The following is an 18086-nucleotide window of genomic DNA, read 5'->3' as shown; positions in this document are numbered from 1 at the left end:
CACACCTGTTCCCATACCGAACACAGAAGTTAAGCCCTTCAGCGCTGATGGTACTTGGTGGGTAACTGCCTGGGAGAGTAGGTCGTTGCTGGTTACATAAGAACTCATAACGAGGAGGTTCGTTGTGGGTTTTTTTATATATTTTTTATAGATCACCTTGAGTTTTGAATTAAGATGTATAATAATATGAGTATACCATATGTTAAAGGGAATATTACTTTACAAGGTTTTGATAAGGATAGGCATTCAAATTATTTTTATCCTTTTAATTCACTTGTAGCGGATATAAGGGGAATAACAATGAATGAAAAAATAGGCATCATCGCATCGGATATTGAACTGAAAGAAAGCATCGTCGCATTATTTGAAGAAGATGTTAAAAATGATAAAATTATCATAGATCTGTTAGATGCTGAGCATATGGAAATGCAAGCAAAAATCTTAGAAAAAAAAGGTGTAAAGGTTGTTATTGCAAGGAGTGGTGGCTATAAATATGCAAGTAGTACTGTAAGCATTCCTGTCGTTCACCTTAAAATAACTACCATTGATATTTTAAAAGCAATGAAGCGAGCGAGAAAATATGATAAGCAAATTATTCTTATTATTTGGGATGAAATATATTTTGATTATGATGAATGGAAAGATATGATCCATACGAAAATCATTTTAGAAAGATTTAAAGAAAGAGATGAAATAGAGGGAAAAGTAGAAAAATATATAGATAAAAAAGATAATGTTGTTATTGTGGGGAGTGGTATCGCATGTAGTGTGGCGCGAGAAAATGGAATGGATCATGTCTTTATCAATGCAAGCAAGGAATCAATCTATGCAACGATCAGCTATGCCAAAGAGCTTATCAATAATTTATATGAAGAAAAATATAAGCGTGAAGTTTTAAAAAATATATTAGATGGGGTGCATGATGCTGTCATTGCTATAGATGATAATGGGGAAATCATACTTTATAATGAAAGAGCGAAAGAACTTCTCAAGAAAGATACTGGTGAAGTGATCCATAAAAATTTATTAGATGTATTCCCAAAGCTTGATTTTATTATGGAAGTCTTGAAAAATAGAATGGAAATATATAATGAGATCAAGTTTTTAAATGATTTTGTCATAGCTGCAAATGTTTCCATAATTCATGTAGATGGAAATATTCAGGGGGTTTTATGTTCCTTTCAAGATATTACAAAGCTTCAAAAGCTTGAGGAAAAAATAAGATATAAACTTAATAAAAAAGGACTTTATGCAAAATACAAATTTGAAGATATCATTGCATATGATCCTTTCATGAAAGCGACACTAGAAAAATCAAAAAAAATAGGAGAAAATGATTGTACGGTCATTATATATGGAGAAAGTGGAACAGGAAAGGAAATGATTGCACAAAGTATGCACAATATTAGTGAAAGAAAAAATGCACCCTTTGTGGGAATAAATTGTGCAGCCATTTCAGAAAGCCTTCTTGAAAGTGAACTATTTGGATATGAAGAAGGTGCTTTTACGGGTGCTAGTAAGAGTGGAAAACTAGGATTGTTTGAACTTGCACATGGAGGAACGCTTCTTTTAGATGAAATCAATAGCATATCACGAAACCTTCAAGCAAAGCTTTTAAGAGTTTTGGAAGAAAAAGAAATCATGCGCATTGGATCGGATCATGTAATACCTCTAAATGTAAGAATCATAGCAGCTGCAAACGAAGAACTTAAAAGAAAGGTTGAAGATGGAAGCTTTAGGAGTGATTTGTTTTATAGGCTGAGTATACTTGAAGTAAACATTCCACCACTAAGGGAAAGGCGGGAAGACATATTACCTCTTTTTAATTATTATTTAAAAGAATTATCTAGTGATACGATAAATTACATTATCAATAAAAAAATAGAAGAAAAACTAATCCACTATAACTGGCCTGGGAATGTACGCGAACTTAGGAATATCGCACAAAGATATTTATTGTTTAATGAAATCAATTTAGATGAAACTGAAATAAAAAAGCATGAAAATGCAAAGAAAAACAACTTAGATAAAAGAATAGATTTAAAGGAAATCAACAAATTTGTAGAAGAAAAAGTGATTGATATGCTTTTAAAACAAGGAATGACAAAGACAGAAATTGCAAAAATGTTAGGGTTAAGTAGAACAGGTCTTTGGAAGAAATTGAATAAATGATAATAAAAATGAACATTAAGTTAACTTTGGTTAACAAATAAATTAATAAGCATTACAAAAAAAGTGGAAAAATACAGGTGTTGGGACCTGTATTTTTTTTGGCACGAAAATTGCGTAATAAAATATAGAAAAATAAAGATATTAATCTGTAAAAAATTGAATAGAAACAAGATATTAAAGCAAGAGAAGTATGCATGATAAAAGTAGATAGAAATTTTTAAATAGATAAAAGCAGAAGGGGTGGAAATATGAAGAAGTTATTCACAGGAAATGAAGCCATTGCGCGTGGCGCATACGAAGCAGGTGTTAAATATGCATCCGCTTATCCAGGAACACCGAGTACAGAAATCTTAGAAAATATGGCGACTTATAAAGAATCTATATTAGCAGAGTGGGCACCAAATGAAAAGGTAGCACTAGAGGCTGCAATCGGTGGTTCTGTTGCTGGAGCAAGAACGGTAGCGGCGATGAAACACGTTGGTGTAAATGTTGCAGCTGATCCATTATTTACATTTGCCTATACTGGAGTAAATGGAGGGATGGTTTTAATTACGGCTGATGAGCCTGGTCAACATTCATCTCAAAATGAACAAGATAACAGAAACTATGCAAAATTTGCTAAAATTCCAATGTTAGAGCCATCTGACAGTCAAGAATCTAAAGATATGATAAAAGTTGCATTAGAAATAAGTGAAGCATATGATACGCCGATTTTAATTAGAATGACAACAAGAGTCTGTCACTCAAAAGGAATCGTTGAATGCTTTGATCGGGAAGAAGTGGGTATTAAAGAATATGTGAAAGATGCAAAAAAATATGTTATGGTACCAGCACATGCAAAAGTAAGAAGGATCGCTGTAGAGGAAAGAATAAACAAATTGAAAGATTTTTCAAATACGACTGCATTAAATTATTTTCAGTGGTATGACACGAAAATAGGAATCATTACTTCAGGGGGCACATTCGGCTATGCAAACGAAGTATTTGGTAAAGATGCATCTTACTTAAAGCTTGGATTTACACATCCCCTTCCAGACAAAAAAATCAAAGAATTTGCAAGTAAAGTTGATAAAATATATGTCATTGAAGAAAATGATCCGTATATAGAAGACTATATTAAATCTTTAGGAATCACATGTCATGGAAGCGATGTATTCCCATGCTGCGGAGAAATGACACCAGATGTAATTAGAAAATCAGTATTTGGTGAAATGAATCCAACGATAGATTATGATGAAAACAAAGTGATAGCGAGACCGCCAACATTTTGCGCAGGATGTCCACATAGAGGATTTTTCTATGAAATCGGAAAAAGAAAAAATATAATGGTATCAGGCGATATCGGATGCTATACATTAGGGTTCTCTGATCCATACAATGCATTGGATTCATCATTTTGTATGGGTGGAAGCTTAAGCATTGGTCATGGTGCACAGCAGGTATTTAATATGAAAGAAAATAATAAAAAAAGAGTTGTTTCAGTACTTGGTGATTCTACATTCTTCCATACAGGAATCAATTCCCTACTAGATGTTGTTTATAACAAAAGCAATAGTATCAATGTAATCCTAGATAATAGAATTACCGGAATGACTGGACATCAACAGAATCCAGGAACTGGATATACGCTACAAGGCAAAGAAACAAAAATAGTAGAAATTGAACCATTAGTAAGAGCTTGTGGGATTGAAAATGTACGCGTGATTGATCCAAACAATCTTAAAGAAGTGAAAGAAACATTAGATTGGGCGCTATCTTTAGATGAAGCATCCGTGATTATAACAAGATGGCCATGTGTTCTTAAAAAGTTTTCTAAAGAAGATAAAGAAGAGTTTAAAGGTGCATTTATGGAAAAATGCAGTATTGATAAAGAAAAGTGTATTGGATGTAGAATGTGTATTAAAACAGGTTGTCCCGCATTATCCTTCGATAAAGAAGCGAAGAAAGCAAGTATAAATCCAGTGCAATGCGTAGGCTGTGAAGTCTGTATTCAAACTTGTCCTGTAAGTGCTATTGCAAAGGAGGAAAAATAAGATGACAAAGAGTATTCTATTAGTAGGCGTAGGGGGTCAAGGAACGATCCTTGCGAGTAAACTTTTAACAACAGGTCTTATGGAAGCAGGATATGATGTGAAAATGAGCGAAATACACGGTATGTCCCAAAGAGGAGGTTCCGTATCATCTCAAGTTAGATATGGAGATAAGGTAGAGTCTCCAGTTATAGAGATTGGTGGCGCGGATATATTAGTATCCTTTGAAAAAATGGAAGCATTAAGATGGCTTAAGTATTTAAAACCAGAAGGCAAAGCGGTCGTGAATGATTTTGAAATAGAATCGATGCCGATTCTTAATGGAAAAGTAGATTATCCAAAAGGAATAAATGAAGAATTAGTAGAGCAAGCCAATGCTACGATTATAGATGCTGCAACAAAAGCAAAAGAACTAGGCAATTCAAAGGTTATGAATATAATCCTTTTAGGAACCGTAGTAAAATCAATGGGTCTTGAGGAGATAGACTGGGAAAAAATTATAAGTGGAAATGTGAAAGAGAAGTTTATAGATATGAACATTGAAGCAATGAAAATAGGAATGGATTTAGTAAAATAATATGAAGGGCATATGATTGGTCTAATCATAAAGTATAAAAAACCTGTGAATCGTCCTAAGGATGTTCATAGGTTTTCAAACAAAATTTGGACATAATAATAAAATAACTTATTAATATTATGCAAAGGTTTAGTTTTGACAATATCTTAAGAGGAGTGTGTATTGTTTGAAAAAAGGAGATTTTTTATGGACTTTTGCATTAGGCATATTTATATTTATTATGATATCACCAATAACGCATGAAGTATTTGTAAATCTAACAACGAAACATCCATATATTGGAGGATTTATAAAATTTTCAATTCTTGCAACAATGGGAGAATTATTAGCCATAAGAATTACTACGGGAAACTTTAACATTCCTTGTGGGGTCGTTTATAGAGCGTTTATTTGGGGAATTTTAGGAATGGTTATTGTATTAATATTTGGACTCTTTGCAATCGGTGTAAAAGGAAATCTTGCAAATGGTATGTTGCCTTTGAGGGATTCGAAGTTTGCATTTGCATTTTTCACAAGTGTACTAATGAATACAACATTTGCACCAACAATGATGGCGTTTCATCGTATAACAGATACATTCATAGACTTAAAATATGAAAGAAAAGAAAAAGTCACATTAAATGATGTGGTATCAAAAGTGGATTGGAATGGATTTTTTTCATTTGTTATTGTTAAGACAGTCCCATTTTTCTGGATACCAGCACATACAATCACTTTTTTATTACCCCCAGAATATAGAGTTTTAGTGGCTGCATCTCTTTCTATTGCACTTGGAGCAATACTTGCATTTGGTAAGAAAAAAGAAAAAAAGATGACTTAAAGTGTTTTAAACGGAGCAAAAGAAGTAAGCGCATATATTGAATAAAAATATTAATTTGATAAGATTTAATTTATATAATGAACACCATTACACGATAATATCGTAGTGATGGTGTTTTTTAAATTATATATATATTTTTCAAAGAGCAAAGGTTCGTAAAAAATTATTTTTTTATGGTAAGTATAAAAGCTGTATTCTTTTTAGGATATTTGATACAATGCTTTATGAAGGGGGAGTGGAAATGGATAAATCAAAGGGGAATTATAAAGGAATTTTTTTTGTTGCATTATCTGCATTGTTCTTTTCACTGAATTCTGTATTTGCAAAAATTGCTATGCAAAATTCAAATTATTCAGGGATTGTTATGGCATTTGGACGTTTCATAGTAGGATTTGTTATATTTTTAGCTTATGTGGTATTTAAGAAGAAAAATTTAAAGCCGAATAATATGAAGTATATTATTTTAAGAGCCATATTTAATGCCTTAACGATTATATTTTTCTTTATATCAGTACAATTTACAACTATTACGAATGCTAATATGCTGAATATGACTTATCCGGTATTTGTTTTTTTAATGGCGCCCTATATGAACAACGAGAAGGTAAAGAAAATATATTATTCTTTCTTGATTTTAACGATGATTGGGTATTATCTAATTGTTTTTCCAGATTTTAATTCTATTAATAAGGGCGATGTTGCAGGACTTATGGCAGGACTTATGGCTGCTTTTGCAGTATCTTTTTTACGTGAAGCTAGAAAACAGGATGAAAGTTATTTGATTATGTTCTATTTAATGCTTATTGGAAGTATAATCACTTTTATAATGGTGGTGTCAAATTTGGAAATTCCAACACCAATGGTTGCTTTTTATATTTTCTTCTCAGCGTTAATGGGGGTATTAGGGCAGCTTTTTATTACGATTGGATATCGGTATGTAGATTCCGCAACAGGTGCATTGGTAGCTTCTAGTAGAATTATTTTTGGGGTTATATTAGGCGTAAGTCTATTTTCTGAAATGTTATCATTAAGAATTATTGTTGGAGGGATTTTGATAATGATTTCATTAGTGGGGGTAAGTGGAATTTTATATAAATATTTACATAATGCGGAGAAATCATTATAAGTATAATAAATGCGTATAAAAATCATTTAAATCAAATGAACACCATACTGTTGAAGAATAATGATACTGAAAAATAATAAAATTTTAAAAAGTATTGTTGAAAAAGTTTATTGGTTCGCGTATACTATAAATAGGTAATAAAGGAATAAGTTTCATATAGTCAAAACGGTTTTAAGATATATTTCAATTAAATAATTACTGCTTTATTCTCGGCGATATTGTAACACAATGTTGCAAAGCGAATAGAATCCAGTACAATATAAATGTTTTTTATTATATTTATAGTTGTGCTATTTTTTATTCAAAAAAAGTTTTGGAGGGAATTACAGTTGGATGGATACGATAAAAACACAGTGTATTTTATATCATACGCAAAACTACCTGAAAATATTTCCGCTGGAAAACTACATGGGGTAGTAGGCGTTGGACTTATAATTAATACGAAAACGGGTATTATTGAAGATGCAGTATCTACGCTTTTAACCGAAGAGGCAAAAAAATTTTTAAAGAATATAATGGTTGGGTTTAATGTTCACGACCATAACATTGATGATTTGGTGCATGAAGTAGAGTATAGATTTCATGGAGTTTCTCGAAAGGCAGTTTGTGTAGCTTTAAAGGGTGCCTATGAAAAATATGAGATTTGGAAGAGTGAATTATAGAAAAATTAAAATTGTTTTAGCTGCTTTATTTGTTACGATAGTGTAACCCATTATTGTAGAATGAATAAAATCCAGTGCATGAATAGCGTTTTGCTATTTTGTATTGGATTTTTTTATTGCATAAATAGTTTTTGTCTGGCCGGACGAATATGTAAAATAAAAAAGAGGTGGTAAAGAATAAGAAATAAAGAAGTAAACAAAATTGGAAGGGGGAGATAATTGATGAAAAAATTTGAATTAAAATTGTTTCATAAAATATTTATTGGATTGATTTTAGGAGCAGGTCTAGGTTTTGTTTTTAGTATAATGGGTGGAGAAGAAAATGTACTTGTAGCGAAGTTTGTCCCAATACTTTCTTTTATGGGAGATTTGTTCTTAAAATTAATCAGAATGGTTGTTGTACCTTTAGTATTCTTTTCAATTATTAGTGGTGTTGCCAATTTAGGGGATATTAGGAAACTTAGAAGTATTGGAATTAAATCTATTTTATTTTTCCTTGGAACAGCTTTTTGTGCAGTAACAATTGGTCTTGTCTTAGCGCATATCATTCAACCAGGAGCAGGAATTCAATTAGGGGAAGCTGCAAGTAGTGTGGAAGTAAAAGAACTCCCTGGTATCGCAGATACGATATTAAACTTCTTTCCTAAAAATCCAATTGAATCTATGGCAAATGGTGAAATGTTACATATCATTTCTTTTAGTGTATTTATCGGAGCTGCACTATTGATGATGGGAAAAAGAGGAGAAGAACTTATCAGTTTAATTGATAGCGTTTCTGAAGTAATGTTTAAGATTACAGATATTGTTGTTAAAGTTACGCCTTATGGTGTATTTGGACTAATGGCAAAAGCGACTACAAAATTTGGTTTGAAAATTTTTGGACCTATATCAAAATTTATATTAACAGATTATTTGGCATCCATGATCCATATTGCGCTTATATATACTTTAGTGTTAGTTATATTTGGCAAAGTCAATCCAATGAAGTTTTATAAAAAAGCATTTCAAACGTGGCTCGTTGCATTTAGTACCTGTAGTTCTATGGCCACATTACCTGTAACAATGAGAATTGCAGATGAAGAACTAGGGATTCCAAAAGAAAATGCAAGCTTTGTATTACCATTAGGCGCTACTGCGAATATGAACGGGACATCTATTTATTTTGGGATCATCGTATTGTTTGCAGCACAAATTTATGGTATTGAGTTAGGTTTTAAAATGCAAGCACTTTTAGTACTACAAGCAACTTTATTATCAGTTGGTTGTGCAGCGGTGCCTCAAGTTGGATTATTAATCAGTATCGCATTACTAACAAGTATGGGATTACCACTAGATGGGATTGCTCTTGTAGCAGGTATTTATAGAATTGTTGACCAAGCACATACTTCTACAAATGCACTAGGAGACTTAGTAGTTGCAACTGCTGTAGCTGGTATGGAGGGGGATTTAGACAGAGAAAAATTTGAGAATGGTGGCATGTTTGAAAAAGTAAGTAAAGCCGCTTAATATAAAAAACAAAAAAAAGGGGTCTTGAAAAATGAGTTTGAATAAAGCACCAAAAAACAATGTATTTTATAGAAATCAAAACTGGTATTATCCTATGATTGAAAAGGGTGAAGGAATTTATTTATATGACGCAGATGGCAATAAATATATAGATGGATGTGCTGGATCTGCTGTGGCGAATATTGGACATGGGAATAAGGAAATTGCAGCGTTCACAAAGGAACATATGGAAAGAATTGCTTTTATACATCTTTCAAGATGGACAGTAGATTCTATTGAAAAATGTGCGCAGAAAGTTGCACAGTGGGCTCCAGGAGATTTAAATCATGTATATTTTGTATCTGGTGGTTCAGAATCTACAGAAACAGCGATGAAAATGGCAAGACAATATTTTGTAGAAAGAGATGGAAATAAAAGTACAAAGTGGAAAGTTATATCAAAATGGAATTCATTCCATGGGAATACGATCGGTTCACTTTCAATGACCGGTATAACAGGAAGAAGAAAGATATATGATCCAATGCTAATTAACATGCCTAAGATTGAACAATTTTATCATTATAGAAATCCATGGGGATGTGAGACGCTAGAAGAAACGAGTATAAAAGCTGCAGAAGCTTTAGAAATAGAAATTTTAAGACAAGGCGCAGATAATATTGCTGCATTTATCACTGAGCCAGTAGTAGGCTCTGCAGCGCCTGGGGTACATCCAGACAAAGTATATTTTAAAATGGTTAGAGAAATTTGTGATAAATATGATGTTTTATTAATAATAGATGAAGTTATGGCTGGTTTTGGTAGAACAGGAAAGAAATTTGCCATAGAACACTTTGATATTATACCTGATATTGTAACTTGTGCAAAGGGGATGAGTTGCGGATATACGCCTATAGGGGCTACAATATGCACAGATAAGGTATTTGATACAATAATGGTTAATGGCTCTGGTCATTTTGTGCATGGGCATACATATGCAGGGAATCCACTATCTGCAGGCATAGCGAACAAGGTGATAGAGATAATGGAAAGAGAAGGTTATGTAGAAAATGCGGCTAAACAAGGTGCGTATTTAATAGAAAAAATGCAAGATCTATACAAATATCCTATTGTAGGAGAAATTCGTGGAAAAGGTTTAATGATTGGTCTAGAATTTGTAAAGGATCAAGATACAAAGGAACCATTTGATGTAAAAGAAAACATAAAAGGTGTTTTAACGAATAAATGCTTAGAAGAAGGATTGGTAATTTACCCTGGAGGAGGAAGTGTAGACGGGGTAAGAGGGGATCATTGTTTAATTGCGCCACCCGTTAATATTACAAAAGAAGAAGTAGATCTATTATTTGATAAATTAGAAGCTGGAATTAAAAAAACTTGTGAAGAAATGATATAGAAAAATGGAGGAGTTAGATAAATCTAACTTCTATCCCTTTTAGATGTCAATTTAGATGAAAATTTATAACAGAAAGGGATTGTAAAATGACAAAATTAATTATTACGATAGCACATACAGGGAATGTACCTACTAAGGAATTAAATCCATATTCTCCAGTTACAATAGATGAGATTATTGGAGATATAAAAAAATGTAGAGAATTAGGCGCTGTAGTTGCCCATATTCATGTAAGAGATGAAAATGCTAAACCCACTAGTGATAGAAAATTATTTAAAGAAGTTTTGGATAGATTGGATAAAGATAAAGTAGATATCATAAAGCAGGTTTCAACAGGCGCACGTGGTGGGCAAAATACAATCGATTGGCGTGGTCAAATGCTTGATTTAAATACGCATATGGCAAGTCTTTCTACAGGTTCCTCAAATTTCCCTACAAGTGTGAATGCAAATGACCCAGAATTAGTAGAAGCTTTAGCTAAAAAAATGTTTGATAATAATATAAAACCAGAAATAGAGGCATTTGATGTAGCAATGATTCATAATGCAATAAGATTAGAGAAAAGAGGCATATTAAAAGGTCCCCTACATTTTAATTTTGTGATGAATGTACCAGGTTCTCTTCCAGGAACACCTAAGAATCTAATGTTTATGGTAGATAGCCTACCTAAAGATGCAACATGGAATGTAAGTGGTATAGGACGGTCACAAATTCAAATGATTACGATGGCAATCCTTCTAGGGGGACATGTAAGAACTGGACTCGAAGATGTTATTAAAATGCCTGATGGAAGTCATGCGACAAATGAATTGTTAGTGAAAAAAGTAGTAAGTATAGCGAAAGAACTTGGAAGAAAAATAGCAACAGTGGATGAAGCTAAAAAAATACTTGGCTTAGCGTAGTAAATTAGTTGAAAAATACGTAAAAGATTTAACAGTAATATCTAATGAAACAGCTTTTTTGATAGTTGGTTAAAAAGAAAACCCTTGAAACTTTTTACTTATGCATGCAATGGAACCGAATGTTTCAGGGGTTATGCTTTTATTGTTTGGATCTAAATCGTGTATCTAAATTCTTTAAACAGGATGTAAATTTCTAACGGAAACAAATGAACAATTAATGCGTATACGGTTTTGTATACGCAGTATTCATCCAATGAAAACAATCTAGAATTTTCCAAAATGAATTTTCTCGAATATCGTTGACAAACTATGAAATAGATGATAAAATCAATCCTGTCGTCAGTTAATTGACTTTAATGAATTTTAAAAGTTATGACGAAAGAATAAAAAAGTGTTGACGAAACAAGAAATATGTATTATAATATATCTTGTCCTCGAAAAAAAGATGAAAAGATTTTCTTGGAAGGATTATCCAGTGACAATAGCGAAGGGGTCACACCTGTTCCCATACCGAACACAGAAGTTAAGCCCTTCAGCGCTGATGGTACTTGGCGGGTAACTGCCTGGGAGAGTAGGTCGTTGCTGGTTTGTGGCGGCGTAGCTTAGTTGGCTAGAGCGTCCGGTTCATACCCGGAAGGTCGGTGGTTCGAGTCCACTCGCCGCTACCAGTAAAAAAATTTTATTAAGGCCCATTGGTCAAGCGGTCAAGACACCGCCCTTTCACGGCGGTAACCCGAGTTCGATTCTCGGATGGGTCACCATTTTATTTAGGGCGCATAGCTCAGCTGGGAGAGCACCTGCCTTACAAGCAGGGGGTCATAGGTTCGAGCCCTATTGCGCCCACCAAAATTGGCCCGGTAGTTCAGTTGGTTAGAATGCCAGCCTGTCACGCTGGAGGTCGAGGGTTCGAGCCCCTTCCGGGTCGCCAATTTCATAATGTGCGGATGTAGTTCAATGGTAGAACTTCAGCCTTCCAAGCTGATAGCGTGGGTTCGATTCCCATCATCCGCTCCAAATAGGGGTTCATAGCTCAGTTGGATAGAGCAACGGCCTTCTAAGCCGTGTGTCCGGGGTTCGAATCCCTGTGGACCCGCCATAAAGTTTTTGGGGTATCGCCAAGTCGGTAAGGCACCAGATTTTGATTCTGGCATGCGTAGGTTCGAGTCCTGCTACCCCAGCCAATAAGACCCATTAGCTCAGTTGGTAGAGCACTTGACTTTTAATCAAGGTGTCCCGCGTTCGAGCCGCGGATGGGTCACCAAATTTATTTTGAAATGTAGGGGTATAGCTCAGTTGGTAGAGCAGTGGTCTCCAAAACCATGTGCCGAGGGTTCAAGTCCTTCTACCCCTGCCAATGTTGGATATATGCTTAATCGGGGTGTAGCGCAGTTTGGTAGCGCATCTGGTTTGGGACCAGAGGGCCGCGGGTTCAAATCCTGCCACCCCGACCATTTAGGGCTTGTAGCTCAGGTGGTTAGAGCGCACGCCTGATAAGCGTGAGGTCGGAGGTTCGAGTCCTCCCAAGCCCACCATCAATCCAATTTCTAAATTGGGGCCTTTAGCTCAGTTGGTTAGAGCGTCCGGCTCATAACCGGCAGGTCCGGGGTTCGAATCCCTGAAGGCCCACCATATTTGCCCAGATAGCTCAGTCGGTAGAGCAGGGGACTGAAAATCCCCGTGTCGGTGGTTCGATTCCGCCTCTGGGCACCATTTGTTGAAATAGCAAGCAGAATCTGCTTGCTATTTTTTTATAGGTATACATTATTCTTGATGTGTTTATCTAATATAAAATTTATTTAACCATAAGAATGATAGATTATAAAAGGGGTTTGACGTATAATAGAAAGAGAATAGATTATACATTGAGGTGATAGGATGAAAAGAGAAGCCTTTTTAGATCATTATATTTATAATGGACAAGCATATGCCACTGAAGATATGGACATTTTTGACCAAGTTTGTACGCCTATTATTTATGAAGTCATAAGAATTATTGATGGGGTTCCGTTATTTTTAGAAGAACATTTGGATAGAATGAGGAAATCAGGAGATCTTTTAGGTGTGAAGATCAAAAAATCGGATGAAGAGATCACAGCTGAAATTTTTGAACTTATTAAAATAAATAGGTATAAGGATATGAATGTGAAATTATTATGTAGCAATATAAATGGAGAAAAACAGGACTTTTTTACATATTTTATAGAGAGTCATTATCCAGAAGATCAAGTTTATAAAAAAGGCATCCATACAATATTGTATTATTCTGAGAGAGAAAATCCAAATGCAAAGGTGATGAATACATTTTTACGGGAGAATGTCAATAAAATGATCCAAAAAGAAAAGGCATATGAGGCGATTTTGGTAAATAATGGTGGATATATTATGGAAGGTAGCAGGTCCAATATGTTTTTTGTAAAGGATGAGATTCTTTATACGGCTTCTTCAAAAGATGTTTTGCTAGGGGTAACGAGGAAGCGTATCCTTAAAGTTTGTAAAGATTTAGACATCGATGTAAGGGAGCAAGCTATTTATGAGAAAGAAATTTCTTCATTAGATGGGGCTTTTATGAGTGGAACTTCTGTGAATGTGCTTCCAATTAGCAGTATTAATCAGGTGAAGCTAAATTCTGTTTGTAATGGATTGATCGAAAAAATTGCAGAGGGATATAAAAAAGAGATGGAGATGTATATGAATAGAAGAAAATTCAATTATTTGCAAAAATAAGAGAAAATGATATAATTAGAAATATGCAACATTTATGAAAGTTTTTGTACTATTCGATTTTATTTAAGAATAAACTATTTATTAGCAGAAGTTGCTTAGGGATAATTTTTTTTTGTATCCCTTAAACAAATCATATTGAGGTGAAGGAGTTTTATGATGAGTAAAAAACGTGCAATAATGGGATCGATGATACTTGTATTGATAACAGGGTTAGTAACATTTACACTGACAAATGTATTTGCTCTGTCTGTTGGAGACAAGGTACTTGTTTCGAAACAGAATTATGAATATACGAAAAAAATGAATGAAACGTACAGTAAAATGAATAATTTAAAAAGTGTGATAAAAGAAAATTATTATCAAGCAGTAGATGAGAATAAGTTTGAAGATGGCATAATAAAAGGATTGTTTGAAGCCTTAGATGATCCTTACTCTGTTTATATGAATAAACAAGAATTTACGAGTTTTATGGAGCATACACACGGAAGCTATGGTGGTATTGGCGTGGTTATGTCTCCAGGAAAGGATGGCTTTATAACTGTTGTTGCACCCTTTGAAGACACGCCAGGAGATAAAGCTGGCATGCAGTCTGGAGATAAAATTATAAAGGTAAATGACAAGGATGTTACAGCAGATCATTTAGATGAAGCAGTAGCCATGATCAAGGGAAAACCTGGTACAAAAGTAACATTAACCATTATGAGATTGGGAAAAAAAGAACCATTCTCTGTTGAGCTTACGAGAGAAGAGATCAGAATCAAGACTGTAAAATCAAGAATGCTAGAAGATGGATTAGCATATCTCCGAATTACGATGTTTGATGAAAAAACATCAGAAGATTTTATGGCGCATCTAAAAAAGCTTGAAAAGCAAAATATAAAAGGACTTGTGATTGATTTAAGAGATAACCCAGGGGGGTTGTTGTCAGAGTGTGTGCGTATTGCAGATCGATTGTTAGGAAAACAGACCATTGTTTATACACAAAATAGAGCTGGAAAGCGTCAATATGAAAAATCTGATAAAAATAAGGTAAACTATCCTTTGGTATTATTGGTCAATGGGGGAAGTGCGAGCGCATCAGAAATTTTATCAGGCGCTGTAAAAGATACAAAATCAGGAACACTCATTGGTACAACTACTTTTGGAAAGGGATTGGTACAACAAGTTATTGATTTAAAGGATGGAACTGGATTTAAATTAACAACATCCCAATATTTTACACCGAATGGTATCTATATTCATGGAAAAGGAATAGAACCAAATATCGTGATTGAAATGCCAGAAGCGTTAAAAGAGAAAATTAATATAACGGATGAAGAAGATGTACAATTACAAAAGGGGATTGAAGTTTTAAAAGAAAAAATATCGAAAGAGTAATGGTACTTAATTTTTTCAAGGAAGTTAATCTGGAATAGATTAATCCTATGAAAGGGATTAAACAAGGAAAAAAATGGTTAAAATAACAAGTAAGATGTACTACGTGATTGGTAATACGCTAATGGACATTTAAGAGATATTGATGCTGAAAAGGAATGGTTTTGGCATCAATATTTTTTATATATTATACTAAGGAAAATCAGCTAATGCTTAGTAAGGAGTTAAAACGAAATCAAAGATTTCTGTAACTCCATTAGGGAGGAAGGACTTTGTTTGCATTTTTAGAATTGTTGCAAATAGCTTTATTGACCATCATCACAGTGTTTTTAAATCCTTTTTTTTGGGTAGTGATTGGGCTTATATATACACAATATAAACGGATTTATGAAATGAAAAGAAATGTCGTTGGAGAAACAAAAATATCCATAAAGGATATGACCATCAATGCTGTAGGTATAGGGGTAATGGGAGGAATCGTAGGAACCATCGTGATTATGATTTTTGGGATTACCATTGATCCGAGAGATTTTTATTTTATTCTTCCATTAGCCATATTGCTTATGCTTATTAATGTGCGATATATCTGTTTTTCTTACTCAGGAGGATTCGTTGCGTTATCTAGTTTGATTTTTGGTGTTCCAAAATTAAATGTGTCAAGTATTATTGCCATTATTGCAATACTCCACTTGATTGAAAGTATTCTAATCTATTTTGATGGATATAAAGAAGCCGTGCCTATCTTTGTAGAAAATAAAAAATATGGGTTAGTAGGCGGCTTTAGCATGCAGCGGTTTTGGCCTATTCCTTTTGCTGTTTTGATTTTGGCTGCTGGACAATTAGCAGGAACACAAGAAGTGAATTTGCCAGATTGGTGGCCTCTATTTAAAGCAAGTAAAGCCATGGAAAATATTCCATTGCAAATTACAGCGGTTGTTGCAGCGCTTGGATATGGGGATATGGTTTTATCCGATACGCCACGAAATAAATGTAAGAAGTCTGCCAAAAGATTGTTTGTCTATAGTGTTGTTTTACTTATTTTATCCGTTATTTCTACTAGACTCACAATATTTAAATGGATTGCAACCCTCTTTGCACCTCTAGCACATGAATATTTGATCATTATTTCACAAAGAGAAGAAAAGAGTGCGGTACCTATCTTTAGAAAACACAGTAGTGGGATTACTATATTAGATGTGAAAAAAGATGGCGTAGGCATGTTAATGGGATTGAAACAAGGAGATGTGATGATCAAAATAAACAATACCTTTGTAAATGAAAAAGAAAATCTACAAGACGTTTTAGATACATTTCCACCATATATTTGGATGGAGGTCATTGATAGTAATGGTAATAGAAAGACGCTAGAGCATAAAAATTATCAAACGGGAATTAACAATTTGGGGCTTGTGATTGTGCCAAAGGACAGCACATTTGTTTTTGATATACAGACTTCTACAAGTATTTTGAAAAGGATCATAGAAAAAATAGGTAGCAAAAAAACCATGTGAATCACATGGTTTTACTATTTTCTTTATGGATATACATTCTCTTGTCTGCTAATTTTAACAATTCTTTTTTCGTAGTGGCGTCTTCGGGGTAAGATGCAATACCATAGCTAAAATTCACATATAAATCATGACCATCATAAATAAATGGGCTTTCTTTCACAAAGTTAGAGACTGATTCCATTTTCTGCTCAGCTTGAATAGCATCTCCATTTAATAGAATCAATACAAATTCATCTCCACCAAATCTTCCTAAAATATCAGATGACCTTACATTGTTTCTAAGGATTTGGGAAAAATATTGGATAGCCATATCTCCAGCTATATGGCCGTATAAATCATTGATTTGTTTTAGATCATTTAAATCCATGATACAAAAGGCAAAATCTTCTTTGTATCGTTTTGCACGCTCATAGATATTGTGGTACAATTCGTCAAAATAGTGCCGATGGTATAGTTGCGTTAGCCCATCGTAGCGAGACAAAAACAACGTTTTTTCAAAAAGAACTAGATTTCTAATGGCAACAGCAAGTTGACCTGCTAAATATTCCATAATCACAAGATCTTCTTTCAAAAAAATCTGTTTATGCGCGATATTGTCTACATTAATTAATCCATATAATATATCATTAATAATGATGGGTGTACAAATGGTTGATTTGATGTTTAAAGCTTCTGCATTTTTTAATGATTCATAATGGTTCTTGTTCATATTTTGAGAATCAAAAAGACCAGGATTATGAATAATTACAGATTTATGATAGTCTTTTCCATTTAAATAGGTTTCAGCTAGTGAAAGCTTTAATTTAGAAAGTTTATTGATATCAAATCCATGTACCGCTTTATATTCAAATAAACCTGCATCATTTTTTATAAGAATACTTGCACGATCTGCTTTATCTATGATTTGAACAGCGCAGTCTACAAAAAGCTGTAAGAGTTCATCCATATTGTTTATATGGACAATAGAGTTGCTGATTTGAAGCATCACATCTTTTACTTCATTATATTTTTCTATTTCTCGATTGATATCCAGTATGTTTGTGAATGTTTTTTCTACTATTTTAAGTTTATAGGTACAAAAAAGACCCATAAGTATAGAAAGGATTGCGGGATACCAAAAATTATAATCTTTTTTTAAAAATTGAAAAAGACCATAGACGATAAAAGGCGTCAATATAGATAAAATACAAATAAAAGTACTTTTTCTTTTTAATTTTGTGATCACAATATTTCACCTACATTTTTTTATTTAGTATACATGATCTAATTATAACCTATTCGAATTTTCTTGC

The 18086-nt window shown here is 33.7% G+C and carries 13 protein-coding genes, 13 tRNA genes and 2 rRNA genes; 27 read left to right on the top strand and 1 reads right to left on the bottom strand.

Going from position 1 to position 18086, the window contains the following annotated elements:
* From rrf (EV214_RS14275) to EV214_RS14145, 27 genes are all read left to right on the top strand, one after another.
* Positions 1–94, top strand: a 5S ribosomal RNA gene (gene rrf, locus EV214_RS14275); the annotation flags it as partial.
* A 206-nt stretch (positions 95–300) separates the two neighbouring features.
* Complete coding sequence (locus tag EV214_RS14270) at positions 301–2172, top strand: sigma 54-interacting transcriptional regulator (protein WP_132246932.1); 1872 nt, start codon at positions 301–303, stop codon at positions 2170–2172.
* 248 nt (positions 2173–2420) lie between these two features.
* Positions 2421–4205: an indolepyruvate ferredoxin oxidoreductase subunit alpha gene (gene iorA, locus EV214_RS14265; RefSeq protein WP_132246930.1), complete on the top strand. Its 1785-nt coding sequence runs from the start codon at positions 2421–2423 to the stop codon at positions 4203–4205.
* A gap of 1 nt (position 4206) precedes the next feature.
* On the top strand, positions 4207–4779 hold the full coding sequence (locus tag EV214_RS14260) for an indolepyruvate oxidoreductase subunit beta (protein WP_132246928.1): 573 nt from the start codon (positions 4207–4209) through the stop codon (positions 4777–4779).
* Between the two features lie 166 nt (positions 4780–4945).
* Positions 4946–5599, top strand: coding sequence for an Mpv17/PMP22 family protein (locus EV214_RS14255; protein WP_132246926.1), 654 nt, complete (start codon positions 4946–4948; stop codon positions 5597–5599).
* 241 nt (positions 5600–5840) lie between these two features.
* Positions 5841–6725 carry a DMT family transporter gene (locus EV214_RS14250; RefSeq protein WP_165916382.1) on the top strand — a complete coding sequence of 295 codons (885 nt, stop codon included), beginning with the start codon at positions 5841–5843 and terminating at the stop codon, positions 6723–6725.
* A gap of 329 nt (positions 6726–7054) precedes the next feature.
* Entirely contained in the window at positions 7055–7387 is a 333-nt protein-coding gene (locus tag EV214_RS14245) for a DUF3870 domain-containing protein (RefSeq protein WP_165916381.1), read from the top strand.
* Between the two features lie 222 nt (positions 7388–7609).
* Positions 7610–8893: a dicarboxylate/amino acid:cation symporter gene (locus EV214_RS14240; RefSeq protein ID WP_132246920.1), complete on the top strand. Its 1284-nt coding sequence runs from the start codon at positions 7610–7612 to the stop codon at positions 8891–8893.
* Between the two features lie 31 nt (positions 8894–8924).
* On the top strand, positions 8925–10283 hold the full coding sequence (locus EV214_RS14235) for an aspartate aminotransferase family protein (protein ID WP_132246918.1): 1359 nt from the start codon (positions 8925–8927) through the stop codon (positions 10281–10283).
* An 86-nt stretch (positions 10284–10369) separates the two neighbouring features.
* Complete coding sequence (locus EV214_RS14230; protein ID WP_132246916.1) at positions 10370–11185, top strand: BKACE family enzyme; 816 nt, start codon at positions 10370–10372, stop codon at positions 11183–11185.
* A gap of 471 nt (positions 11186–11656) precedes the next feature.
* Positions 11657–11773, top strand: a 5S ribosomal RNA gene (gene rrf, locus EV214_RS14225).
* A gap of 3 nt (positions 11774–11776) precedes the next feature.
* A tRNA-Met gene (locus EV214_RS14220) sits at positions 11777–11853 on the top strand.
* Positions 11854–11871: 18 nt separating this feature from the next.
* Positions 11872–11946, top strand: a tRNA-Glu gene (locus EV214_RS14215).
* A gap of 9 nt (positions 11947–11955) precedes the next feature.
* Positions 11956–12031, top strand: a tRNA-Val gene (locus tag EV214_RS14210).
* 5 nt (positions 12032–12036) lie between these two features.
* Positions 12037–12113 (top strand) — tRNA-Asp (locus tag EV214_RS14205).
* 12 nt (positions 12114–12125) lie between these two features.
* A tRNA-Gly gene (locus tag EV214_RS14200) sits at positions 12126–12199 on the top strand.
* A gap of 5 nt (positions 12200–12204) precedes the next feature.
* Positions 12205–12281 (top strand) — tRNA-Arg (locus EV214_RS14195).
* 9 nt (positions 12282–12290) lie between these two features.
* Positions 12291–12366, top strand: a tRNA-Gln gene (locus EV214_RS14190).
* Between the two features lie 4 nt (positions 12367–12370).
* Positions 12371–12446, top strand: a tRNA-Lys gene (locus EV214_RS14185).
* Between the two features lie 17 nt (positions 12447–12463).
* A tRNA-Trp gene (locus tag EV214_RS14180) sits at positions 12464–12539 on the top strand.
* 20 nt (positions 12540–12559) lie between these two features.
* Positions 12560–12636, top strand: a tRNA-Pro gene (locus EV214_RS14175).
* A gap of 4 nt (positions 12637–12640) precedes the next feature.
* Positions 12641–12717: transfer RNA gene (locus tag EV214_RS14170), tRNA-Ile, on the top strand.
* Between the two features lie 20 nt (positions 12718–12737).
* Positions 12738–12814, top strand: a tRNA-Ile gene (locus EV214_RS14165).
* Positions 12815–12819: 5 nt separating this feature from the next.
* Positions 12820–12895, top strand: a tRNA-Phe gene (locus EV214_RS14160).
* Between the two features lie 165 nt (positions 12896–13060).
* Positions 13061–13909, top strand: a complete 849-nt coding sequence (locus EV214_RS14155) for an aminotransferase class IV (RefSeq protein ID WP_132246913.1) — start codon at positions 13061–13063, stop codon at positions 13907–13909.
* A gap of 156 nt (positions 13910–14065) precedes the next feature.
* Positions 14066–15286, top strand: coding sequence for a S41 family peptidase (locus EV214_RS14150; protein WP_279233134.1), 1221 nt, complete (start codon positions 14066–14068; stop codon positions 15284–15286).
* 269 nt (positions 15287–15555) lie between these two features.
* The gene (locus EV214_RS14145) at positions 15556–16794 is read left to right on the top strand and encodes a PDZ domain-containing protein (RefSeq protein WP_132246909.1); all 1239 of its coding nucleotides are present in this window, start codon (positions 15556–15558) and stop codon (positions 16792–16794) included.
* A gap of 1 nt (position 16795) precedes the next feature.
* On the opposite strand, the gene EV214_RS14140 is transcribed toward EV214_RS14145, so the two are convergent.
* Entirely contained in the window at positions 16796–18019 is a 1224-nt protein-coding gene (locus EV214_RS14140) for a sensor domain-containing diguanylate cyclase (protein ID WP_132246907.1), read from the bottom strand.
* Between the last annotated feature and the right edge of the window lie 67 nt (positions 18020–18086).

Origin of the sequence: Marinisporobacter balticus (genome assembly GCF_004345705.1) — a bacterium.
Classification (GTDB): Bacteria; Bacillota; Clostridia; order Peptostreptococcales; family Thermotaleaceae; genus Marinisporobacter; species Marinisporobacter balticus.
Note: the sequence above shows the minus strand (reverse complement) of the source record. Positions and strands in the feature narration are given on the sequence as shown.